Genomic DNA, 21,431 nt, shown 5'->3' with positions numbered 1-21,431 from the left:
GTCCCGGGCGTCCCGGCGTCTCCGGGGCCGTGGCCCCAGGGTGGCACAAGCGGGCTTGCGGTGGCGGGGCACCGTGGGTGAGGAAAGCGGTGACAGTCTCCTTACCCCCGCCTCCTTACCCCGCCTTCTCACCCCCGTCGCACCAGGGCGTCCGGGTCGGAGCGCAGTTCCGCGAGCGAGGCGTGGCCGGTCAGCGCGAGGGTGAGGTCCAGCTCGGCGAGGACGCAGCGCAGCACGTGCCGCACGCCGTGCTCCCCGGCGAGCGCGAGACCGTAGGCGTAGGGGCGGCCGAGCAGGACGGCGTCCGCCCCGAGCGCGAGCGCCACAGCGGCGTCCGCGCCGGTGCGCACGCCGGAGTCGAACAGCACCGCTGCCCGCTCCCCCACGGCCTCGACGATCCCGGGCAGGGCGTCGAGCGCCCCGATCGCCCGGTCGACCTGACGGCCGCCATGGTTGGAGACGATCACCCCGTCCATGCCGGCGTCGACGGCGCGGGCGGCGTCGGCAGGGTGTTGCACCCCCTTGAGGACGATCGGGCCCGGCCAGTGGCGGCGCAGCAGGTCCAGCCGCTCCCAGCGCAGGGCGGTGCCGGTGAACATCGACGCCCATCGCGCGACCGCCGCCGCCCGGTCCTCCTCCGGCGCCACGGCGAGGCCGGCCCGGAACGCCGGGTCGGAGAACGGGATGGCGGCCCCCGCACCGCGCAGCATCGGCCGGTCGCCGCGGTCGAGGTCGGCGGGGCGCCACCCGAGGGTCCAGGTGTCGAGGGTGACGACGAGCGTCGTGTACCCGGCGGCGCGGGCCCGCTCCAGCAGGCTGACCGTGACGCCGTCCTCGGTGGGCCAGTAGAGCTGGTACCAGCGCGGACCGTCGCCGGAGGCCTCCGCGACCTCCTCGATCGTGTGCGATGCGACCGTGGACAGCACGATCGGCACGCCGACGTCGGCGGCGGCCCGGGCGGCGGCGAGCTCGCCGTCGGGATGCAGGAGCCCGAGCATCCCGACCGGTGCCAGCAGCAGCGGGGCGGGCATCGCCGTCCCGAGCACGGTGGTGGACCAGTCCCGGATCGTGGTGTCGCGCAGCATTCGCGGCACGAACGCGTGCCGGTCGAACGCGGCCCGGTTCGCCCGAAGCGTCGCGCCGCTCCCGGCGCCGCCCGCGACGTAGCCGAACGTGCCCGCGTCGAGCTCGGCGCGGGCCGCGTCCTCCAGCGCGGACGGGTCGGTGGGCAGCGGCGGGGCGTCCCCCGCGAGGCCGCGCTGATAGATCTCGGTGGCGTAGGACGACAGCGGCGGCGTCATGGGGCGGACCCTAGCCAACCCGGCCGCCCCCGCGGCTGCGCCGGCGTCCGCGCAGCCTCGGGCGTCACCTCGCAGCCGTCCGGACGGCTGCGACGTGCACCGGCGCGCTGCGCGGTCGGCGCCGGGACTCAGCAGGCCGTCAGGTCCAGCGACGCGGCGTCCGGCCCGGCGACGTCCACCCGGACCCGCCCGCCCGGCCCGACGTCGCCCGCGAGCAGCATCCGCGACAGCCGCCGGTCCAGCTCGCGGTGGATCGTGCGCCGCAGCGGCCGGGCCCCGTGCGCGGGCTCGTGGCCGCGGGAGGCGAGCCAGGCCACCGCGGCGTCGGTGACCTCCAGTGCCACCTCCTGAGCCGCGAGCCGCGAGCGCGTCTCGGCGAGCAGCATCCCGGTGATGTCCCGCAGGTCCGCGGGGGTCAGCGCCGAGAACAGCACGATGTCGTCCACGCGGTTGATGAACTCCGGCCTCAGGTGCACGCGGGCCAGCGCGACCAGCGGTTCGCGCACCTCCGCCACCGGGCGGGCCGCGGCCGTGGCACCGAGGATCATCTCCGCACCGAGGTTGCTCGTCATGATGACGACGGCGTGGGTGAAGTCCGCGGTGCGCCCGGCGGCGTCAGTCAGCCGGCCCGCGTCGAGCACCTGCAGCAGCGCCGCCGTGACGTCGCGGTGCGCCTTCTCGATCTCGTCGAACAGCAGCACGCCGTACGGGTTGCGCCGGACGGCCTCGGTGAGCTGGCCCGGCTCGTTGTGGCCCACGTACCCGGGCGGGGCGCCGACGAGGCGGGTGAGGCTGGACGCGTCGGCGTACTCGCTCATGTCGAACCGGGCGGGTTCGGCGTCGCTCAGCACCTCGGAGAGCGCCCGGGCCAGCTCCGTCTTGCCGACGCCGGTCGGCCCGAGGAACAGGAACGACCCGACGGGCCGGTCCGGGTGCGCGAGCCCGCTGCGGCCCTGCCGGACGGCGTCCGCGACCGCCTCGACGGCACCGTCCTGCCCGACGACGCGGCGGCGGAGGTGGTCCTCCAGGTGCAGGAGGCGTTCGCGGTCCTCGGCGGTGAGCCGGGCCAGCGGGATGCCGGTGGCCCGCGCGATCGCCTCCGCGACGGCGTCCGCGGTGAGCTCGGGCAGCGTGCGGGTGCGGCGGGCGGACTCCCGCTCGGCGCGGACGCGCTCCAGCTCGCGGGTGAGCTCGTGGGCGCGCTCGTAGTCCTCGGCGTCGACGGCGACGTCGCGGGCCCGCGCGAGCCCTTCGAGCCGCTCGTCGAGGGCCTCCTCGGCGGGCGGGCCGGACACCGTGCGCAGGCGCAACCGGGAGCCGGCGCGGTCCACCAGGTCGATGGCCTTGTCCGGCAGGAACCGGTCCCGCAGGTGGCGGTGCGAGAGGGCGGCCGCGGCCTCCAGTGCGGCATCGGTGATGGTGATGCCGTGGTGGGCCTCGTAGCGGGGCCGCAGCCCGCGCAGGATCGCGACCGTCTGCTCGACGGTCGGCTCGTCCACCCGCACGGGCTCGAACCGGCGCTCGAGCGCGGCGTCGCGCTCGATGTGCCTGCGGTACTCGGCCACCGTCGTGGCCCCGACGAGCTGCAGCTCGCCGCGGGCCAGGGCGGGCTTCAGCATGGCGCCCGCGTCGAGCGGGCCGCCCTCGGCGGCACCCGCGCCGACCACGGCGTGCAGCTCGTCCACGAACAGCACCACCGACCGGCGGGCCGCCACCACCTCGTCGATCACGGCGGTGAGCCGCTGCTCGAACTCTCCGCGGTACTTCGTGCCCGCGACCATGCCGGCGAGGTCGAGCGACACCACGCGCACGTCACGCAACGTCTCCGGCACCCGGCCCTCGACGATCCGCTGCGCGATCCCCTCGACGATCGCGGTCTTGCCCACGCCGGGGTCGCCGACCAGCACGGGGTTGTTCTTCGTCCGCCGCGCGAGCACCTCCAGCACCTGGTCGATCTCCTCGTCGCGGCCGATCACCGGGTCCAGCCTGCCGTCGCGGGCGGCGTCGGTGAGGTCGCGGCCGTGGCGGTCCAGGCGCGGGGTGCGGGCCCGCGGGCGGGCCGGGCGGGGCGCGGCCCGCTCCGCCTGCGCCGGGCGCTCGTCGCGGGGGTCGTCGCGGCGGTCCTCGCGGCGGTCGTCGTCGACGAACCCCTGCTCCAGTCCCGCGAACAGCAGTCCGACGAGATCCTCCAGCGGTCCGAAGGCGCCGCCGAACGGCGATTCGTCGCGACGGTCGGGCATGAGCGCCTCCTCGGTCGGCGTTACCCCCGATGGTGCCAGTCCGGCGGCGCTCGCCGCCGCTCCCGCGACCTCCGGAGGAACCATGGGCCTGACCCGCACCGACGGACCGCTGTCCCCGCGCTCGCCGAGCCGGGTCAACTACACCCTCGACGGACCCGCGCACAAGCTGCTCGCCCACCCGTTCCCGCGCCAGGTGCGCGCCGAGTTCGCCGGCCGGACGGTGCTCGACACCCGCGCCGGCATCCTCGTCCACGAGACGGCGCTGCTGCCGCGCTTCTACGTCCCGGAGGCCGACCTGGACGCCTCCGCGTTCGCCGCGTCGGAGCACACGACGCACTGCCCGTTCAAGGGCCACGCCGGCTACCGCCACCTCACGGTTGGCGACCGCACGGTCGAGAACGCGCTGTGGGCCTACCCGGATCCGCTGCCGGAGGCGTCCTGGCTCGCCGGATACGCGTCGCTGTACTGGGAGGCGGCCGACGCGTGGTTCGACGAGGACGAGCAGGTGTTCGCCCACCTCACCGACCCCTACACCCGCGTCGACATCCGCCCCACGAGCCGCCACGTGCAGGTGTTCGCAGGTGACGTCCTCATCGCCGAGTCCGAGCACCCGACGGTGCTGGACGAGACGGGTCTGCCGTCGCGCTGGTACCTGCAGCCCGGGGACGTCCGCGTGCCGCTGGAGTCGAGCGACACGTCGTTCCGTTGCCCGTACAAGGGCAGGTCCAGCTACTTCTCGGTGCGCCTCCCCGACGGCCGGGAGATCGCCGACGCCGCCTGGAGCTACCCGGACCCGCTGCCGGAGTCCACGCGCATCGCGAAGGCCGTGTGCTTCCTGCACGACGAGCTGACGATCCTGGTGGACGGCGAGCCCATCTGAGCTCGACGGCCCGGGCCGCCCGTCGGCCCCCGAGGCGACGGCCGGGGGTACGGCCCTGCGACGCACTGCCGCCGCCCGTCGCACACACCCCCGAGTGCTCGCACACACCCCCGGGTGCTCGCACACACCCCCGGGTGCTCGCACACACCCCCGAGTGCTCGCACACACTGCCTGCGGTCTGTGCCACCACCTGCGGGTATGCGCCCAAGCCCGCACATGTGTGCCACCGTTCACGGCATCGCCGGAGAAGGGGCGGACTTGACCTCGGCGGTCGTCGTCGCACCGGCCGACGCCACCCCGATGCGGCACGGCTGCGTGCGGCCTGCCCGCTACACGTCGTCCACGAGCAGGGCCTCCAGTGCCGGCATCGCGGCCTCCAGCGCGGCCCGCTGCGGGCCGTCCAGCCGGGCGAGGCGGCGGGCGACGAGCGCGGTGCGGTGGCTGCGCACCTCGGCGAGCCGTCGCGTGCCCTCGTCGGAGATCGTGACGAGCACCCCGCGGGCGTCCTGCGGGTCCGGGGTGCGCACGACGAGCCCGTGCTCGTCGAGCGCGGCCAGAACGCGGCTCATCGTGGGAGCGGTGACGGCCTCGCGGCGGGCCAGCTCGGACAGGCGCAACGGGCCGTGCTGTTCGATCGTGACCAGCGCGGAGAGCTGCAGTGGGGGGATCGACTCGCGGCCGTCGATGCGGATGCGCCGGTTGAGCCGCCCGACGGCGAGGCGCAGGCGGGCGGCGAGGTCGGTGAGGTCGGTGAGGTCGTCGTCACCGGTGCCGGCGCCCGGGCCGCCACGCTCGGCGCGATCGGCGTTGCGCACGGTGGTCATCGCCTTATCGTGCCAGCCCGGCCGGTGCCGTTGTCCCGGACCGTCGTCAGACCTTGCGGAGCCGCACATGGGTCACTCCGTGGTCGGGTCCCTTGCGCAGCACGAGGTGGGCGCGGCCGCGGGTGGGCAGGATGTTGCGCTCCAGATTCGGGCCGTTGATCTCCGCCCAGATGCTCTCGGCCTGCGCCACCGCGTCCGCGGTGTCCAGGTCGGCGTAGCGGCGGAAGTAGGACTCGGGGTCGCGGAACGCCGTCTCGCGAAGCCGCAGGAACCGCTCGACGTACCAGCGCCGGATGTCGGCCGTCGCGGCGTCGACGTACACGGAGAAGTCGATGAAGTCGCTCACGGCCAGCGCCGAGTCGGGCGGGGCGGGCTGCAGGACGTTGAGCCCCTCCAGCAGCAGGATGTCGGGGCGGTGCAGCACCGACTGCTCGCCCGGGACGATGTCGTAGACGAGGTGGGAGTACACCGGCGCCGCCACCTTCGGGCGCCCGGCCTTGATCTCGGTGACGAACCGCAGCAGGGCGCGCCGGTCGTAGCTCTCCGGGAAGCCCTTGCGCGCCATGAGCCCGCGCCGCGCGAGCTCCGCGTTGGGGAGCAGGAAGCCGTCCGTCGTGATCAGCTCGACACGGGGGTGGTGGGGCCAGCGCGCCAGCAGCAGCCTGAGCAGCCGGGCGGTGGTGGACTTGCCCACCGACACCGAACCCGCGATGCCGATGACGAACGGCACCCGGTGGGTGTTCCCGCCGAGGAAGGTGCGGTAGGCCCGGTAGAGCCGCCCGCCCTCCTGGACGTGCAACGTGAGCAGCCGCGACAGCGGCAGGTAGACCTCGCGCACCTCGTCGAGGTCGACGGCGTCGCCGAGGCTGCGGACCGCCGACACCTCGTCGGCCGTCAGCGGGAGCGGGGTGTGCCTGCCGAGCTCCGCCCAGGAGCGGCGGTCGAAGTCGACGAACGGGGAGCTGGCCTCCCGGTGCACGCTCGCCGTCATGCCTGGCAACCTAGACGCCGGGCGGGCGACCCGGACCCGAAACCCGGGGTTCATCACTTACCTCTGGACGACGGGGCTCGGGGCGTACTCGCCACCGCGCCCCCGGGCAGCTGACGCGTGGACGGGCGGGGCCGGACCGGCCCCGGCCCGTCGTACGGATCACGTGGTGGTGCAGTACCGGGTGGCGAGGGTGCGGGCGGCGTCCAGGGCGACGGCGAGGTTGTCGGCCTCGGCCGAGGGCGGGTCGGACGGGCCGGCGACGGTGATGTCGTGCAGCACGCCGCCGGAGACGCAGTCGATGCTGGCGAACGTGCCCACGGTGGCGCGGAAGGCGCCGTCGCCGAACCCGGTCTCCTCGGCGATCTCGTGCCCGCCGGTGTAGCCCTCACGGGCGGACGCGAGCGTCGTGGCCGCGTCGTCGGCGGCGGAGACATCCAGGTCCACCGAGTAGTTCTCCGACGGGTCGGTGCCCTCCGGCGACACCCACAGGCACTCCGGGCCACCGGGCACGCTCTCGGTCACCAGGCTGCGCCCGCCGACCACCTCCTGCGCCAGCTCCTGGGTCAACAACGAGCACGCATCCATCGAGCCCGCGGCCGCGACGGCGTCGCCGCCCTGAGCGTCCGTGGGCGCGAGAAGGCTCGACGTCGCCCCCATCACGCCGCAGCCGCTGAGCGCGAGCACCGCGGCCGAGCTGAGGACGGCGGCCGCGATCCGGCCCGCGTTGCGGCGGGCCGCCGCGGTGGACATGCTGGTCATGGGGAGTCTCCTCGGGGGTTCGGGCGTCGGACCGGTCGTGCGGCCGTGGCGGAAGTATGTGATCGCGGCGGGGTCCGGCGGCATTGCCCGAGCGGTAAGAGTTTCCTTCCCCGGGCTCGGTAGCGTCGACGGGGTGATCCTCCTGGACGAGCCGGCCTGGCGGGCCCGCGAGGCGGCCCACCGCGCGCGCGTCGCCCGCTGGACGGGTCCGCACCGGGAGCGGCGACGCCGCGACGAGGCGCATCCGGTGCTGGACTTCCTGTTCACCTACTACTCGCACCGGCCCGCCCAGCTGGAGCAGTGGCACCCCGGCCCGGACGTCCGGTGCGCCGGCCTCGCGCCCCGACCGGGGTACCGCTGCGACGGCGGCGCGACCGTCCTGGACCCGGCGGCCCTGCCACCGCGGCTGCGCGCCACCGCGCGTTTCGTCCGGGAGCTGCTCGTGGCGACGGCGGGCCGCCCGCCCCGGCTGTCCTGCTTCGGGCTGCACGAGTGGGCGATGGTCTACCGCACGCCGCGCCCGCGCCACGCCGCCGTCCCGCTGCGGCTCGGCGCCGCCGGGACGGACGCGGTGGTCGAGGCGCTGCCGGTGCAGTGCACCCACCACGACGCGTTCCGCTTCTTCACCGCCGCCGCCCGACCCCGCAACGCGATCCAGCCCACTCGCGCTGAGCAGGTCGCGAACGAGCAGCCGGGCTGCCTGCACGCGACGATGGACGTGTACAAGTGGGCCTACAAGCTCGCCCCCGCCACGCCGTCGGAGCTGGTCGCAGACTGCTTCGCACTCGCGGTGGACGTCCGGGAGCTGGACATGCGGGCCAGCCCGTACGACCTCACCGCCTATGGCTACGACCCGGTGCCGATCGAGACGCCGTCCGGTCGCGCCGTCTACGCGCGGGCGCAGGCCGGATTCGCGCGGCGGGCCGCGCCCTTGCGGGAGCGGCTCGCCGCGCTGTGCGGATGGATCCTCGCCCCGGGGACGTCGGACGACTCCGCAGCGAGGTGATCACCGTTTCCGTGACCTCACCTGCACCCGTGCAGCTCATGTCACGCGGACGGCGATCACCTCACGACGAGTAGGCCTCCACCGGCGCGCAGGTGCACGCCAGGTTGCGGTCGCCGTAGCCGCCGTCGATGCGGCGCACCGGCGGCCACACCTTGCGGCCGTGCACGCCGCCCGTGATCCCCGCGGGATACGCGGCGAGCTCGCGCGGATACGGGTGGTCCCACTTCTCCGCGATGCACGCCGCCGTGTGCGGGGCGCCGCGGAGCGGGTTGTCCTCCACCGGCCACTCCCCCGCCGAGACCCGGTCGATCTCTCCGCGGATCCCGATCATCGCGTCGACGAAGCGGTCGATCTCCGCGAGGTCCTCGCTCTCCGTCGGCTCCACCATGAGCGTCCCCGCCACCGGGAAGGACATGGTCGGGGCGTGCAGGCCGTAGTCGGCGAGCCGCTTCGCGACGTCCTCGGCCGTGACGCCGCTGGCCTTGGTGATCCCGCGCAGGTCCAGGATGCACTCGTGGGCGACGCGACCGTCCTCGCCCGCGTAGAGGACCGGGTAGTGCTCGCGCAGCCGGGTGGCCACGTAGTTCGCCGCAGCGACGGCGGTGAGCGTGGCTCGTCGCAGCCCGTCCGGACCCATGAGCCGCAGGTAGGCCCACGAGATCGGCAGCACGCCGGGGCTGCCGTGCGGCGCGGCGGACACGGCGCCGACGACACCGCGGTCCGGCAGGAACGGCGCCAGGTGCTCGGCCACGGCGACCGGTCCGACCCCCGGTCCGCCGCCGCCGTGCGGGATGCAGAACGTCTTGTGCAGGTTGAGGTGGCTGACGTCGCCGCCGAACGCACCCGGCCGGGCGAGCCCCACCAGAGCGTTCAGGTTCGCCCCGTCCACGTACACCTGCCCGCCCGCTGCGTGCACGGCGTCGCACACCTCGCGCACGCCCGCCTCGTACACACCGTGCGTGGACGGGTAGGTGATCATGAGGGCGGCCAGCGTGTCGCGGTGCTCGTCGATCTTCGCGCGCAGATCGTCCAGATCGACGTCGCCGTTCGCCGAGGTCCTCACCACGACCACGCGCATCCCCGCCATCACCGCGGACGCCGCGTTGGTGCCGTGGGCGCTCGCCGGGATCAGGCAGACGGTGCGCTGCGTCTCGCCGCGCGAGCGGTGGTAGGCGGCGATCGCGAGCAGGCCCGAGAGCTCGCCCTGGCTGCCCGCGTTGGGCTGCAGCGACACGGCGGCGTACCCGGTGAGCTCGGCGAGCCAGCGCTCCAGGTCCGCGATGAGCGCGAGGGTGCCCTCGGCGTCCGCATCCGGGGCGAACGGATGCAGGTCGGCGAACTCGGGCCAGGTGATGGCCTCCATCTCCGCGGCGGCGTTGAGCTTCATCGTGCAGGAGCCCAGCGGGATCATCGTGCGGTCCAGCGCGAGGTCGGCGTCGGCGAGGCGGCGCAGCCAGCGCATGAGCGCGGTCTCCGAGCGGTGCTCGTGGAACACCGGGTGGGTGAGGTGCTCCGAGGTCCGCCGCACCGTCGCGGGCAGCGCGTCGGGGGTGTCCGGGTCCAGAGCGGCGGCATCGGCGGTCACCCCGAAGGCCGCCCAGAGCGCCTCCAGGTGCGCGACGGTCGTCAGCTCCGAGCAGGCCAGGCCGAGCGTGTCCGCGTCGATCCTGCGCACGGCGATCCCGGCGGCGTGTGCTGCGTCCGCGACCGCCTCCGCGCGCCCCGGAACCCGCGCCTGCACGGTGTCGAAGAACTCCCCGTGCACGACCTCGACCCCACCCGCACGCAGGCCCGCGGCCAGCACCGCGGCCATCCGGTGTGCGCGCTGCGCGATCCGGGCCAGCCCCTCCGGGCCGTGGTACACGGCATAGCAGGCCGCGACGACGGCGAGCAGCACCTGGGCGGTGCAGATGTTGCTCGTCGCCTTCTCCCGGCGGATGTGCTGCTCGCGGGTCTGCAGCGCCAGGCGCAAGGCCGGGTTGCCGTCCACGTCCCGCGACAGGCCGACGAGCCGCCCCGGGAGCTGGCGCGCGTACGCCTGGCGCACCGACAGGTAGCCCGCGTGCGGCCCCCCGAAGCCCAGCGGCACCCCGAACCGCTGCGTGGTGCCGACGGCGGCGTCCGCGCCCAGCTCGCCGGGCGGGGTGAGCAGGGTGAGCGCCAGGAGGTCCGCCGCCACCGCGACCAGACCGCCCCGGGAGTGCACGGCCTCGATCAGCGCGGACGGGTCCCGCACGGCCCCGGACGCCCCCGGGTAGCTGACGAGCGCCCCGAACAGCTCGCCGTCGGGCAGGCCCTCGCCCAGGTCGGCGACCACCAGCTCGATGCCCAGCGGCTCGGCCCGGGTGCGCAGGACCGCGAGCGTGCGCGGCAGGGTGTCCGCGTCCACGACGAACCGGGAGCTCGTCGACTTCCCCGCCCGGCGCAGCAGCGTCATGGCCTCGGCGGCGGCGGTGGCCTCGTCCAGGAGGGATGCGCCCGCGACGGGCAGCCCGGTGAGGTCCGCGACGGCGGTCTGGAACGTCAGCAGCGCCTCCAGCCGCCCCTGGCTCACCTCCGCCTGGTAGGGCGTGTACGCGGTGTACCAGGCGGGGTTCTCCAGGACGTGGCGGCGGATCGCCGGTGGCGTGACGGTGCCGGAGTAGCCCAGCCCGATCATCGGCACGGTGACCGTGTTGCGTGCGGCGAGGGCCCGCAGCTCCGCGAGCACCTCGCTCTCGGTGCCGGCGGGCGGCAGGTCGGGGGTGAAGGAGCGGTCCCGGATGCCGGGCGGCAGGGCCCGGTCCGCCAGCTCCTCGAAGGAGGCGACACCGATCGTGGCGAGCATCGTGTCGAGCTCGGCCGGACGCGGCCCCACGTGCCGGTCGGCGAACGGGGTACCGCGTTCGAGGTCGGCGAGGGTCGGGCGGTTGCTCACGGGCACCTCCGGGTCGGGCTGATCGGGGCAGGCTCGTACTGCTCTCCCCCTCTGTCCCTGCCCACCATCGGGCGCCTGAGAGATTCACCCGGACCGGTCGGCACCGTCCCGGGCTTTCCCCGTCGGCGGACCACCGCGGCACGGCGGTCGCTTTCCAGAGGCGTCTCCCCGCGCGGTCCTGGTGCCTGAGAGGTTCCGGGGAGGGTTGCTCCTTCGGCGCCCGGCGCTCGTCCGGGCTCTCCCACGCGGGTTCGGCGACTACCGCCCGAGCCTACCGCGGTTCCACGATGTGGTGCGCCGACCCGGCCGGCGGAGCCGCACGGCGAGGTGGCGAGGCGGCGGCTAGCTGATGGCCCGCCGCGCCCGGCGTCGGGACAGCTCGTCCTCTGGCGAGGCGTCGACGCTGCCGCCGTCCGCCCGCTCGGCCGGGAAGTCCTTGATGGAGCCGCTGATCTCGCGCATGGCGCCGCTGACGGCGATCCCGAACACGCCCTGACCGCCCTGGAGCAGGTCGACGACCTCCTCGGGCGAGGAGCACTCGTAGACGGTGGTGCCGTCGCTGAACAGCGTGACCCCGGCGAGGTCGCGGATTCCGCGGCGGCGGAGGTGCTCGACCGCGACGCGGATGTTCTGCAGCGACACCCCGGCGTCGAGCAGCCGCTTGACGATCTTGAGGACGAGGAGGTCCGTGAACGAGTAGAGCCGCTGGCTGCCCGATCCCGCCGCACCCCGGATGGACGGCGCGACGAGCCCGGTGCGGGCCCAGTAGTCGAGCTGGCGGTACGTGATGCCGACGACCTGGCAGGCCGTGGGCCCCCGGAACCCGACGAGCTGGTCGGGCAGGCCGTCGAGACCGACGCCCTCCATGGGGTCGGGGAACAGCTCACCCTGCTCGGGTGTGCCGGGCGGCACCTCGCCCATCCCACTCCCTCCGACCGGGGGCCGCGTCATCTCTTCGCGGCCCTGAATCAAACCCGCCCGACGACGGTAGGCGGGCCCGGGGAGCGGGTCAACGCGCCGCGCCGCCCGCCGCTCGTCCGCGAGCCTGCGCGGTACGGGCACGTGGCGCCGGCGCTCCGCGACCGCTAGGGCTGGGCGCCGCGGAAGTCCTCCGGCGAGATCGAGTCCAGGAACTCCCGGAACTTCTCGACCTCGTCCTCCTGCTCGTCGGGGATGACGAGCCCGGCCTCGGCGAGGACGCTCTCGTCCGCGTGGATCGGTACCCCGACCCGTAGCGCGAGAGCGACCGAGTCGCTCGGCCGTGCCGACACCTTCACCCCACCGTCGAAGATCAGTTCGGCGTAGAAGGTGCCCTCCTGCAGATCGGTGATCCGCACCTGCTCCAGCCTGCGGCCGAGCGCACCGATGACGTCCTTCAGCAGATCGTGCGTGAGCGGCCTGGCGGGCTTGACGCCCTGCTGCTCCAGCGCGATGGCCGTGGCCTCGACCGTGCCGATCCAGATCGGCAGGTAACGATCACCGGTGGTCTCCCGCAGCAGGAGGATGGGCGTGTTCGCGGGCAGTTCGACGCGGACGCCCACGACGCGCATCTCGCTCATGCGCTCCTCCTTCTCCTGCGACTCCACCGACGCTACACGGGCGACTGCGCCCGCGCCCGACTCCGGACGGGCGGCGAGCACCGTCGCGCCCGCCGCCGACTCGGGCGGTCAGCCCTGCCCGCGGACGAGGAAGACCAGGCGGAACTTGCCGATCTGGACCTCGTCCCCGTTGGCCAGAACGGCCGTGTCGACGGGCTCGCGGTTGACGTAGGTGCCGTTGAGGCTGCCCACGTCCACGACGACGAACTCGTCGCCGTCGCGGCGGAACTCCGCGTGCCGGCGGGAGACGGTGACGTCGTCGAGGAAAATGTCGCTCTCCGGGTGGCGGCCCGCACTGGTCGTCACGTGGTCGAGCAGGAACCGGGAGCCTGCGTTGGGGCCCCGCTTCACCACCAGGAGCGCGGCGCCGGCCGGCAGCGACTCGAGGCCGGATACCGGCTGGTCCTGCTGCGGCTCGACGTCGGCGAGGAAGTCCGCGCGGAAGACCGACGTGGTCTCCGGGGAACGCTCGGGCGGTACGCCGGGGCCGTCGTTCATGGTCACCTCGAGGGTCCTCCTGCGGTGTGCGCCCGACAGCTGCCACACCGCTCGTTCACGCTCGTCCGGAGCCCGTCCGGGCGCGCTGTCCGGGTGGGGGTCAAACGTACCCCCGTCTACGCCTGGGCGAGCTGCCGGTACCCGACGGCGTCGAGCAGCTCCACGGTGTCGCCGGACGGGCGCACCTCGACCATCCAGCCGTCCTCGTACGGGGCGGAGTTCACCAGGGCCGGGTCCGCCTCCAGGGCGGCGTTGACCGCGGTGACCTCGCCGCCGGCAGGCGCGAACAGTTCCGACACCGACTTCGTCGACTCGACCTCCCCCATGACCTGACCGGCCGTGAGGGTGGCCCCGACCTCCGGGAGCTGGACGTAGACGACGTCCCCGAGCTGCTCCTGGGCGTGGTCGGTGATGCCGATGCGCAGCACACCGCCGTCCAGCTCGCGCACCCACTCGTGCTCGGCGGTGTAGCGGAGATCGTCGGGGACCATGCCCGGCAGACTAGGCGGTGCGGGTGGCGGCGGTGTCGCCGGGCGGCGCCGCGGGCCGCGCGGTCGGGCGCGGGGCGGGGTGGCGCACGGCGAGGGCCACCTGCAGCAGGTAGAGCACGCCGCCGTAGAGGTAGAGCGCGGTGCCCCAGCCGAGCAGCGCGGGACCCACGGCGGCGCACAGCACGCCGAAGGCGTTGTCGAACTCCGCGGCCAGCAGCACGGGGAAGGCCCAGAACAGCAGGAAGGTGGCGGCCTTGCCGAGGTAGGTGACGACGAACGGCCCGTAGCCGCAGCGCCGCAGCAGGGGCAGGCACGCGGTGAGGATCGCGTCGCGGCCCACGAGCAGGGCCACGAGCCACCAGGGCACCACCTCGCGCACGCCGAACGCGACGAGCGCGACGAGGACGTAGAGGCGGTCCGTCCCGGCGTCGAGGAGGGCACCGAAGCGGCTGTACTGCCCGAGCAGGCGGGCGACCTTGCCGTCGAGCCAGTCCGTGATGCCACCGACGGCCAGCACGATGATGGCCCACAGGTCGGCCTGCGGGACCAGCAGCAGCCACGCGAAGATCGGCACACCGGCCAGCCGCAGCAGGCTGAGCAGGTTCGGCACCGTCCAGAGCCGGTCCGGCGCAGTGTGCGCGGCGTTCGCCACGGCGTGCGCAGCGGGGACCGGGGCGGGACGGTCGGGCGGAGGGCTCTCGCGGACGGCCGTGGGTTCGCCTCGGTGCGCGGTCAGGTCGGCGTCGGGATCTGCGGCGGGGACACCGGCGAGCGCCGCCGCGGTGCGGGCGGCTCCGGAGCTCGACCGGTCGGCCACGGTTGAAGGGTACGTCGTGCCGGGGGCGACCGGCCCGGTCACCTGATCACGCCGCGGCGCGGGCCGGGAAGGCTGCGCCGGGAGGCGGTAGCCGGTGGGCGCTGGGAGGCGGACGTCGTGTGCGGGCGGCAGGATGAGGTGATGGACGCTGCCGCGCTCAAGGCCATCCAGGCCCCGTTGAAGTCCCGTTACCGCGACGACCCCGCCGCCGCGGTCGTCACCCTCTCCGCGGACGGCGAGCTGGACGGCACCGGGGTGGCGTGCCGGGTGAAGACCGCCGCCGCGCTGGCCGAGGCGGGCCTGCATCCGGCCTCCGGCGGGGACGGCACGCAGCTGTGCTCGGGCGACATGCTGTTGGAGGCGCTGGTGGCGTGCGCGGGCGTGACGCTGCGGGCGGTGGCGACGGCCCTCGGCATCGAGGCCGGGGGCACCGTCCGCGCGGAGGGCGACCTGGACTTCCGGGGCACGCTCGGCGTGGCGAAGGACGCCCCGGTGGGGTTTCGCGCCATCCGGCTCGCGTTCGAACTGAGGACCGGCGCGTCCGAGGAGGAGGTCGCCACGCTCCTCAAGCTCACGGAGCGCTACTGCGTCGTGCTGCAGACGATCCGGTCCGCGCCGGCGACGAGCGTCGACGTCAGGGTGGCCGCGGCGGGGTGACCCGCGGGTAGGTTGACCGGCATGGCGCTCGACGGGGAGCTGTTCGCGGAGCTGGTCGGCGAGCTGGCCGGGGTCGTCGGGCCCGCACACGTGCTGTCCGGCGAGGAGGTCGCCGACTACGGCCACGACGAGGCGCTGTCGATGGCGGCCCAGGCCCCGGCGGCGGTGGTGCGGCCCGCCACCACCGCGGAGGTGGCTGCGGTGCTGCGCGTCGCGTCGGCGCGCGGGGTGCCGGTCACCGCCCGGGGCACCGGCACGGGCCTGTCCGGGGCGGCGGTCCCCGCCCCCGGCGGCCTGGTCGTGTCGTTCGAGCGGATGGCGGCGGTGCTGGAGATCGACACGGCCAACCACGTGGCCGTCGTGCAGCCCGGCGTCACGCTCGCCCAGCTGGACGAGGCCACCGCAGCGCACGGCCTCGCCTATCCCGTCTACCCCGGCGAGTACGGGGCGAGCCTCGGCGGCAACGTCGCGACGAACGCGGGCGGGATGCGCGCGGTGCGCTACGGCGTCACCCGCCACCAGGTGCTGGGCCTGGAGGCGGTGCTCGCCTCCGGCGAGGTGCTGCGCACCGGCGGCAAGCTCGTGAAGGCGAGCAGCGGCTACGACCTCACGCAGCTGATCGTCGGCTCGGAGGGCACGCTCGCGCTGGTCACGGAGGCCACGCTGCGGCTCTACCCGCGCCTGCCGCACCAGGCGACGGTGCTGGCACCGTTCCGGACGGTGGACGAGGTCGCCGCCGCCGTGCCGACCGTGGTGGCGTCCGGGATCGCGCCCCTGATCCTGGAGTACATCGACACGGTCACGATGGCGGCGATGACCCACGCCAGGGACCTGCAGCTCGGGATCCCGGACGAGATCCGCGACGGCAGCGAGGCCTACCTGCTGGTGATGCTGGAGAGCGGGAACGCGGGCCGGCTGGAGGAGGACGTCGAACGGCTCGCCAGGCACCTGGGCGAGCTCGGCGCGGTGGACGCCTACGTCCTGCCGGGCCCCGCCGCCCGCAAGCTCGTCGACGCCAGGGAGAAGGCGTTCTGGACGGCCAAGGCGATCGGCGCGCACGACATCGTCGACGTCGTGGTGCCCCGGGCGGCCATCCCGGAGTTCCTGCGCCGGGCCAGGGAGATCGCGGACAAGCACGGGTCGTTCGTCGCGGGCTGCGGCCACGCCGGGGACGGCAACGTGCACCTGTCGGTGTTCCAGGCCGATCCGCAGATCCGCGCCGCCCTGCTGCACGACCTGTTCTCCGCGGGGATCTCGCTCGGCGGGCTGATCTCCGGCGAGCACGGGATCGGGCGCGCCAAGCGCGAGCACTTCCACGAACTCACCGACCCGGCCCTGGTCGAGCTCCTGCGGCGCGTCAAGCAGGCGTTCGACCCGGCGGGGATCCTCAACCCGGGAGTGACGCTGTGACCGCCTCCACCGGCGCCGAGGCGCTGCTGCACACCCTCGTCGACGGCGGGGTCACCACCTGCTTCGCCAACCCCGGCACGTCCGAGATGCACTTCGTCGCCGCCCTGGACGCGGTGCCGCGGATGCGCGGCGTGCTCACACTGTTCGAGGGGGTCGCGACGGGCGCAGCGGACGGCTACGGCCGCATGGCGGGCCATCCGGCGGCCACGCTGCTGCACCTCGGGCCGGGGCTCGGCAACGGGCTGGCGAACCTGCACAACGCCCGCCGCGCCGGTACCCCGGTCGTGAACGTCGTGGGCGACCACGCGACGTTCCACAAGCCGCTCGACGCCCCGCTGGAGTCGGACGTGGACGCGATCGCGGGCGCCGTCTCGGGCTGGGTGCGGCGCAGCGCGACCCCGGCCGACGTCGGCCCGGACACCGCGGCGGCGATCGCCGCCGCGTGCGGGCCGCCCGGGCAGGTGGCGACGCTGCTGCTGCCCGCGGACGCGTCGTGGGGCGCCGGAGCGGCGCCCGCCGCGGTGCCCGCGGCCCCGGCCACGCAGGTCACCGCGGACGCCGACGCGCTGGAGTCCGCCGCGAAGGCGCTGCGCGGCGGCGAGCGCTGCGTCCTGCTGATCGGCGGCGACGCGCCCGCGGACGAGGCCGCCCTGGTGGCCGCGGACCGGATCGCGGCCGCCACCGGCGCCGTGCTCCTGGCCGAGACGTTCCCCGCGCGGATGGTGCGCGGCGCAGGCGTGCCGGCGGTCGGCCGCCTCGGCTACGTCCCGGACATGGCGATCCACCAGCTGCGCGGCGCCCGCCACCTCGTCCTGGTCGGCGCCCGGTCGCCGGTGACGTTCTTCGGCTACCCCGCCACGCCGAGCGATCTCGTTCCAGAGGGCTGCGCCGTGCACGCCGTCGTGCCGAAGGGGGGCGCGGCGGCCGCCGCGCTGGTCGCACTCGCCGATCTCGTGCTCACCGGCCCGGCCGCCCGGGTCGAGGCGCCACGGGCCCGGGCCCACCGCCCCGAGCCGCCCACCGGGCCGCTCACGGTCGAGACCGCGGCCGCCGTCGTGGGTGCCCTGCTCCCGGAGGGCGCGGTCGTCGTGGACGAGGCCGTCACGTCCGGGATCGGGCTGCCGGCGGCCACCGCGGGGGCGCCCCGCCACGACTGGCTCACGCTCACCGGGGGCGCCATCGGCTACGGCCTGCCCGCGGCGGCGGGGGCCGCGCTCGCCTGCCCGGACCGGCCCGTGTGGTGCCTGCAGGCCGACGGGAGCGCGATGTACACGATCTCCGCACTCTGGACCCACGCCCGCGAAGGCCTCGACGTCACGACCCTCGTCTACAGCAACGCTGCGTACGCGATCCTGCGCATGGAGTTACTCCAGGTGGGCGCTTCGCTCCAGGGGGACGGTGGCGGGCAACGGGCGCGGGCCCTGTTCGACCTGGGCACGCCGACGCTGGATTTCGTCTCGCTCGCCCGCGGAATGGGGGTGCCCGCCGAGCGGGCGCGGACGGCCGATGAGCTCGCGTCGGCGCTGCGGCGAGCGGGGTCCGAGCCGGGCCCGCACCTCGTCGAGGCCGTCGTGCCCCCGCTCGTGCCCTGACGACGTCCGCTCACCGACGCGGGACGTCCCTCCGGCGTCCGCTCCGCTCCCGGGCAGCCGTCACGACCAGCGACTTCTAGACTGGTGGTGGTGCGGGTCCGGCGCACTCGGGTATACCGGCGCGGGCGCACGACGAGCAGGGGCACGACGGGGCGGGCCGATGCAGAGCGACGACAGCACGGGCAGTGGTGTCCGTCACGCCTGCGCGGTCGCCGTCAGCGACGAGCACGTGTGGGAGCTGTCGGCCGACTTCATCGCCGAGGGTCTCGCCGCGGGCGAGCACGTCGTCTACCTCGACGACGGCACGATGTACCAGGTCCAGGCCCGGCTCGAGGACGACGGCATCTGCGCCGACGCGGCCATCGCCGCGGGTCAGCTCACGGTCACCTCGGTGGAGGCCACGCACGACCTGCTGAGCGGCCCCGTCGAGGATCTCGAGGAGGCGCTGCACGAGGCGGTCGAGGACCTCCTTGCCCGCGGGTTCGAGGTCGTGCGCATCACGGGCGACGCGAGCCACGCGGTGCGCCGGCTGGGTGGCCTGGGGCCGGTCGACTACGAGAACGCGTTCCGGCGCGTCCTGGAGCAGCGGCCGGAGCTGCGGATGCTCTGCATCTTCGACCAGCAGCGCCACTCCGCAGCGCTGCTCGCCACGCTGCGGGAGATGCATGCCCACGAGGTCACCGGACCGTCGGTGTACGACGACGGGCTGCTGCGCATCGTGCGGACGGGTCTCGGGAGTGTGCGGCTGGCGGGCGAGACGGACCACAGCAACCGCGGCATCCTGGACCGCCTGCTCGCGAGCGTCCTCGACGACACGTTGCGCTCCCCCGCCGGCGTCGTGTGCGTCACGGCCGACCTGGCCTCGGTGCGGTTCCTCGACGTCGCGGGTGCGATGGCTTTCGTCCACGCGGCCGAGCAGTTCCCGACCACGCACCGGCTGGTGCTGCGCGGGGTCCGCCCGCGCGTGCACCGGGTGCTGGAGCGCTGCGGGGCGCTCTTCACCCCGCAGCTGGAGCTGCAGCTCCGCGGCGAACCGGTGTCGCCGAGGCCGCCCCGGACCGCTCGGGATCAGCGCGGCGACCTCGGCGCAGCGCTGCGTGCGAGCGGTCCGGTGTCCGCTCCGCCGCCCCCTCGACCCGCGGACCTCTCCGCTCGGCGCTCGTGACCTGCCCTTCGGCGCCCGTCAGGCCGTCCGGCTGCGGGTGACGGCCCACCGGCCCACCTACACTCGGCGCGCTACGGCACGGGAAGCACACGGGGTCCAGCTGGTGGATGCGGTGATGACGATCTCGGGGACGCGCACGCCGGTCGCGGAGCGGCCGCGCCATTCCTGCGCCTTCCCCGTGAGTGACGAGCAGCTGTGGGAGATGACGGCCGCGTGGATCGCGGACGGGCTCTCCAGCGGCGAGCGCGTCACCTACTTCGAGGACGGCACGGCCGGCGCGGTGCTCGACCGCCTCGCCGACGACGGCGTGTGCGTCGACGACGTGCTCGACGAAGGACGCCTCGAGGTGGTCGGATCGGCCCGCACCCGCGCGATGCTGGAGGGGTCCCTGAAGGACGTGCGGGAAGTGGTGCGCGCGCGCATCGCCGCGGCGGTCGCGGCAGGTCACGCCGGGTGGCGGACGACGGGACAGCTCAGCCACGCGCTGTCGGTGGGCCGGTCGCTGCCCGATTTCGACGCGGCGCTGGACGACGCCCTGCTCGGCCAGCCCGCGCGCGCCCTGTGCCTCTACGACCGCTACCGCCACCCCGAGGACGTCGTGGTCGCGCTGCGCGCCGTGCACCCGTACGAGGTCCGCATCGGGGCGGTCTACGACGACGGGCTGCTGCGCGTCACCCGCGTCGGGCTGGGTAGGCTCCGGTTCGCCGGAGAGGCGGACCACAGCAACCACGGCACCATCGACCGCCTCCTGCACACCGCTTTCGACGAGGTACTGCGCGCCTCCGGCGGGCCCGACGAGATCGTCGCGGACCTGTCGTCCCTGCGGTTCCTCGACGTCGCGGGCGCGGCGTCGCTGGTCGGGATCGCGGACCGGCTGCCGGGCACGCACCGGCTCGTGCTGCACGGGGTGCGCCCGCCGTTGCAGCGGGTGCTGGACCGGTGCGGGGCGCCGTTCAGCCCCCGGCTGGACGTCGTGCCCCGCGAGCGGCCGAGGTCGGAGCGCCGCCGGGCCGGGACGGGCGAGGAGCGGGTGCGGGAGGGCGAGCGGGCATGAGGATCGAGTCGACCCGGGTCAGCGGCAGGCCCCGCTTCCAGCACGCCGTCGGGTTCTTCGGCGGGCAGGAGGACCTCGTCGCGCAGGTCGTCCCGATCGTCGAGGAGGCCGTGTCCCGCTCCGAGCCGATCGGTGTCGCGCTGCGCGGACCGACGCGCCAGGCGGTCCTGGACGCCGTCGGGGGTTCGGACGGCGTGATCACGTTCGGGGAGCGCGACCACGTGGACGGCGCCTCGGCGCAGACCACCGCGGCCCGCCAGGCCCGGGAGCTGCGCGCCATCGCCCGCGACTTCGGCAACGCCACCGTGGTGAGCGAGCACCGCCCGAACCTGGACGGGCGCGACGGCAGCTTCTGGACCGAGCTCGACGCGGCCATGAACGTCGCCTGTGCGGACCTGCCCGTCTCGATGACGTGCTTCTTCCCGGAGATGCCGCTGCACCCCCACGTGCTCACCGGAGCGCGGCGCAACCACCCGCTGCTGCTCGTGGACGGCGAGCTGCGCCACAACCCCGAGCACCGCCCGCCGCGCGAGGTGCTCGCCGAGTTCCCGCCGTCCGGTCCGCCGATCCTCGGACCGCCGCACGCGAAGATGGCCTACCGGGCGTGGCAGCTGCACGACGTCCGCACGGCTCTCGAGGGGATGCTGCTCGACGCCGGATACGGGCGCAGCCGCGCCGAGGACGTGGTGCTCGCCGTCAACGAGGTCGCCACGAACGCGGTCGAGCACGGCACGCTCGAGGCCGAGCTGCTGGTGTGGCTGGACGGGGACGGCCTGACGTGCGAGGTGCACGACCGGGGCACGCTCGGGGACCGGCTTCCGGGTCTGCGGGTGCCGCTTCCGGGGGAGCGCCGCGGCCGCGGCATGTGGGTGGCCCGGCAGGTGTGCGACCTGCTGCACGTCTGGACCGATCCCGACGGCACCCACGTGCGGGTCCGCGCCGCCCGGTGAGCTAACATCGGACGCGGTCACCCGGCTGGCTCAACCTGCCGGCTTCGGTGTGACGAACATGGGCCTTGGCAATGCCGGTTCACCGGAGAAGACTCCTCGGAGGACTCGGCGCCATCGGCCTGCGAACCGGGTCATCCGCCGCACCACCACCAAATGGGACTGCCATGTCTGACGATCAGCGACGATCTCGCGTGGTCCCGGCACACCTTCGTGTGTCGGTCCTCGGCTCCTTCACCCTCACCGACGACGGCACCACCGTGCCGCTCGGTGTCGATGCGCGC

19 protein-coding genes and 2 riboswitches are annotated in these 21,431 nt (G+C 74.7%); of the genes, 8 read left to right on the top strand and 11 right to left on the bottom strand.

Going from position 1 to position 21,431, the window contains the following annotated elements:
- Nucleotides 1-128 precede the first annotated feature (128 nt).
- The gene (locus AB7J25_RS09995; RefSeq protein WP_428507428.1) at nucleotides 129-1,301 is read right to left on the bottom strand and encodes an alpha-hydroxy-acid oxidizing protein; all 1,173 of its coding nucleotides are present in this window, start codon (nucleotides 1,299-1,301) and stop codon (nucleotides 129-131) included.
- Between the two features lie 128 nt (nucleotides 1,302-1,429).
- A complete protein-coding gene (locus AB7J25_RS09990) occupies nucleotides 1,430-3,541 on the bottom strand; it encodes an ATP-dependent Clp protease ATP-binding subunit (protein ID WP_428507426.1) in 2,112 nt (703 codons plus the stop codon).
- An 82-nt stretch (nucleotides 3,542-3,623) separates the two neighbouring features.
- Here AB7J25_RS09990 and AB7J25_RS09985 point away from each other — a divergent pair, with 82 nt between their 5' ends.
- On the top strand, nucleotides 3,624-4,421 hold the full coding sequence (locus AB7J25_RS09985) for a DUF427 domain-containing protein (protein WP_428507424.1): 798 nt from the start codon (nucleotides 3,624-3,626) through the stop codon (nucleotides 4,419-4,421).
- Nucleotides 4,422-4,750: 329 nt separating this feature from the next.
- On the opposite strand, the gene AB7J25_RS09980 is transcribed toward AB7J25_RS09985, so the two are convergent.
- The 3 genes from AB7J25_RS09980 to AB7J25_RS09970 all read right to left on the bottom strand — a co-directional run bounded on the left by AB7J25_RS09980 (nucleotide 4,751) and on the right by AB7J25_RS09970 (nucleotide 6,995).
- Nucleotides 4,751-5,245, bottom strand: coding sequence for a MarR family winged helix-turn-helix transcriptional regulator (locus AB7J25_RS09980; protein ID WP_428507422.1), 495 nt, complete (start codon nucleotides 5,243-5,245; stop codon nucleotides 4,751-4,753).
- A gap of 46 nt (nucleotides 5,246-5,291) precedes the next feature.
- A complete protein-coding gene (gene coaA, locus AB7J25_RS09975; RefSeq protein ID WP_428507420.1) occupies nucleotides 5,292-6,236 on the bottom strand; it encodes a type I pantothenate kinase in 945 nt (314 codons plus the stop codon).
- Between the two features lie 159 nt (nucleotides 6,237-6,395).
- On the bottom strand, nucleotides 6,396-6,995 hold the full coding sequence (locus tag AB7J25_RS09970; protein ID WP_428507418.1) for a hypothetical protein: 600 nt from the start codon (nucleotides 6,993-6,995) through the stop codon (nucleotides 6,396-6,398).
- 133 nt (nucleotides 6,996-7,128) lie between these two features.
- Between AB7J25_RS09970 and AB7J25_RS09965 the strand changes: the two genes are divergently transcribed.
- Nucleotides 7,129-8,001 carry a 3-methyladenine DNA glycosylase gene (locus AB7J25_RS09965; RefSeq protein ID WP_428507416.1) on the top strand — a complete coding sequence of 291 codons (873 nt, stop codon included), beginning with the start codon at nucleotides 7,129-7,131 and terminating at the stop codon, nucleotides 7,999-8,001.
- Between the two features lie 61 nt (nucleotides 8,002-8,062).
- On the opposite strand, the gene gcvP is transcribed toward AB7J25_RS09965, so the two are convergent.
- The 6 genes from gcvP to AB7J25_RS09935 all read right to left on the bottom strand — a co-directional run bounded on the left by gcvP (nucleotide 8,063) and on the right by AB7J25_RS09935 (nucleotide 14,322).
- On the bottom strand, nucleotides 8,063-10,918 hold the full coding sequence (gene gcvP, locus AB7J25_RS09960) for an aminomethyl-transferring glycine dehydrogenase (protein ID WP_428507414.1): 2,856 nt from the start codon (nucleotides 10,916-10,918) through the stop codon (nucleotides 8,063-8,065).
- A gap of 48 nt (nucleotides 10,919-10,966) precedes the next feature.
- A riboswitch (glycine riboswitch) is annotated at nucleotides 10,967-11,079 on the bottom strand.
- Between the two features lie 2 nt (nucleotides 11,080-11,081).
- Nucleotides 11,082-11,172, bottom strand: a riboswitch (glycine riboswitch).
- An 88-nt stretch (nucleotides 11,173-11,260) separates the two neighbouring features.
- Nucleotides 11,261-11,839, bottom strand: coding sequence for a MerR family transcriptional regulator (locus AB7J25_RS09955; protein WP_428507412.1), 579 nt, complete (start codon nucleotides 11,837-11,839; stop codon nucleotides 11,261-11,263).
- 164 nt (nucleotides 11,840-12,003) lie between these two features.
- Complete coding sequence (locus tag AB7J25_RS09950; RefSeq protein WP_428507410.1) at nucleotides 12,004-12,477, bottom strand: bifunctional nuclease family protein; 474 nt, start codon at nucleotides 12,475-12,477, stop codon at nucleotides 12,004-12,006.
- Between the two features lie 108 nt (nucleotides 12,478-12,585).
- Complete coding sequence (gene odhI / locus AB7J25_RS09945) at nucleotides 12,586-13,020, bottom strand: oxoglutarate dehydrogenase inhibitor Odhl (protein WP_428507408.1); 435 nt, start codon at nucleotides 13,018-13,020, stop codon at nucleotides 12,586-12,588.
- Nucleotides 13,021-13,130: 110 nt separating this feature from the next.
- A complete protein-coding gene (gene gcvH, locus AB7J25_RS09940) occupies nucleotides 13,131-13,505 on the bottom strand; it encodes a glycine cleavage system protein GcvH (protein WP_428507406.1) in 375 nt (124 codons plus the stop codon).
- 10 nt (nucleotides 13,506-13,515) lie between these two features.
- The gene (locus tag AB7J25_RS09935) at nucleotides 13,516-14,322 is read right to left on the bottom strand and encodes a CDP-alcohol phosphatidyltransferase family protein (RefSeq protein ID WP_428507404.1); all 807 of its coding nucleotides are present in this window, start codon (nucleotides 14,320-14,322) and stop codon (nucleotides 13,516-13,518) included.
- Between the two features lie 141 nt (nucleotides 14,323-14,463).
- Here AB7J25_RS09935 and AB7J25_RS09930 point away from each other — a divergent pair, with 141 nt between their 5' ends.
- From AB7J25_RS09930 to AB7J25_RS09905, 6 genes are all read left to right on the top strand, one after another.
- Nucleotides 14,464-14,979, top strand: coding sequence for an OsmC family protein (locus AB7J25_RS09930; RefSeq protein ID WP_428507402.1), 516 nt, complete (start codon nucleotides 14,464-14,466; stop codon nucleotides 14,977-14,979).
- Between the two features lie 21 nt (nucleotides 14,980-15,000).
- The gene (locus tag AB7J25_RS09925) at nucleotides 15,001-16,389 is read left to right on the top strand and encodes an FAD-binding oxidoreductase (RefSeq protein WP_428507400.1); all 1,389 of its coding nucleotides are present in this window, start codon (nucleotides 15,001-15,003) and stop codon (nucleotides 16,387-16,389) included.
- Nucleotides 16,386-17,981 carry an acetolactate synthase large subunit gene (locus AB7J25_RS09920; protein WP_428507398.1) on the top strand — a complete coding sequence of 532 codons (1,596 nt, stop codon included), beginning with the start codon at nucleotides 16,386-16,388 and terminating at the stop codon, nucleotides 17,979-17,981. Before AB7J25_RS09925 ends, AB7J25_RS09920 begins: the two co-directional genes overlap by 4 nt.
- 160 nt (nucleotides 17,982-18,141) lie before the next feature.
- On the top strand, nucleotides 18,142-19,146 hold the full coding sequence (locus AB7J25_RS09915) for an MEDS domain-containing protein (protein WP_428507396.1): 1,005 nt from the start codon (nucleotides 18,142-18,144) through the stop codon (nucleotides 19,144-19,146).
- A gap of 115 nt (nucleotides 19,147-19,261) precedes the next feature.
- A complete protein-coding gene (locus tag AB7J25_RS09910; protein WP_428507394.1) occupies nucleotides 19,262-20,200 on the top strand; it encodes an MEDS domain-containing protein in 939 nt (312 codons plus the stop codon).
- Nucleotides 20,197-21,150 (top strand): ATP-binding protein, encoded by a 954-nt coding sequence (locus AB7J25_RS09905; RefSeq protein ID WP_428507392.1) that lies wholly within the window; start codon nucleotides 20,197-20,199, stop codon nucleotides 21,148-21,150. The genes AB7J25_RS09910 and AB7J25_RS09905 overlap by 4 nt, the downstream gene beginning before the upstream one ends.
- The last annotated feature ends 281 nt before the right edge of the window (nucleotides 21,151-21,431 follow it).

Origin of the sequence: Pseudonocardia sp. (assembly GCF_050246655.1) — a bacterium.
Lineage (GTDB): Bacteria > Actinomycetota > Actinomycetes > Mycobacteriales > Pseudonocardiaceae > Pseudonocardia.
Note: the sequence above shows the minus strand (reverse complement) of the source record. Positions and strands in the feature narration are given on the sequence as shown.

Coding starts and splice junctions, on each gene's coding strand:
- AB7J25_RS09995 (WP_428507428.1), bottom strand. CDS start 1,301: ATGACGCCGCCGCTGTCGTCCTACGCCACCGAGATCTATCAGCGCGGC.
- AB7J25_RS09990 (WP_428507426.1), bottom strand. CDS start 3,541: ATGCCCGACCGTCGCGACGAATCGCCGTTCGGCGGCGCCTTCGGACCG.
- AB7J25_RS09985 (WP_428507424.1), top strand. CDS start 3,624: ATGGGCCTGACCCGCACCGACGGACCGCTGTCCCCGCGCTCGCCGAGC.
- AB7J25_RS09980 (WP_428507422.1), bottom strand. CDS start 5,245: ATGACCACCGTGCGCAACGCCGATCGCGCCGAGCGTGGCGGCCCGGGC.
- coaA (WP_428507420.1), bottom strand. CDS start 6,236: ATGACGGCGAGCGTGCACCGGGAGGCCAGCTCCCCGTTCGTCGACTTC.
- AB7J25_RS09970 (WP_428507418.1), bottom strand. CDS start 6,995: ATGACCAGCATGTCCACCGCGGCGGCCCGCCGCAACGCGGGCCGGATC.
- AB7J25_RS09955 (WP_428507412.1), bottom strand. CDS start 11,839: ATGGGCGAGGTGCCGCCCGGCACACCCGAGCAGGGTGAGCTGTTCCCC.
- AB7J25_RS09950 (WP_428507410.1), bottom strand. CDS start 12,477: ATGAGCGAGATGCGCGTCGTGGGCGTCCGCGTCGAACTGCCCGCGAAC.
- gcvH (WP_428507406.1), bottom strand. CDS start 13,505: ATGGTCCCCGACGATCTCCGCTACACCGCCGAGCACGAGTGGGTGCGC.
- AB7J25_RS09930 (WP_428507402.1), top strand. CDS start 14,464: ATGGACGCTGCCGCGCTCAAGGCCATCCAGGCCCCGTTGAAGTCCCGT.
- AB7J25_RS09925 (WP_428507400.1), top strand. CDS start 15,001: ATGGCGCTCGACGGGGAGCTGTTCGCGGAGCTGGTCGGCGAGCTGGCC.
- AB7J25_RS09915 (WP_428507396.1), top strand. CDS start 18,142: ATGCAGAGCGACGACAGCACGGGCAGTGGTGTCCGTCACGCCTGCGCG.
- AB7J25_RS09910 (WP_428507394.1), top strand. CDS start 19,262: ATGACGATCTCGGGGACGCGCACGCCGGTCGCGGAGCGGCCGCGCCAT.
- AB7J25_RS09905 (WP_428507392.1), top strand. CDS start 20,197: ATGAGGATCGAGTCGACCCGGGTCAGCGGCAGGCCCCGCTTCCAGCAC.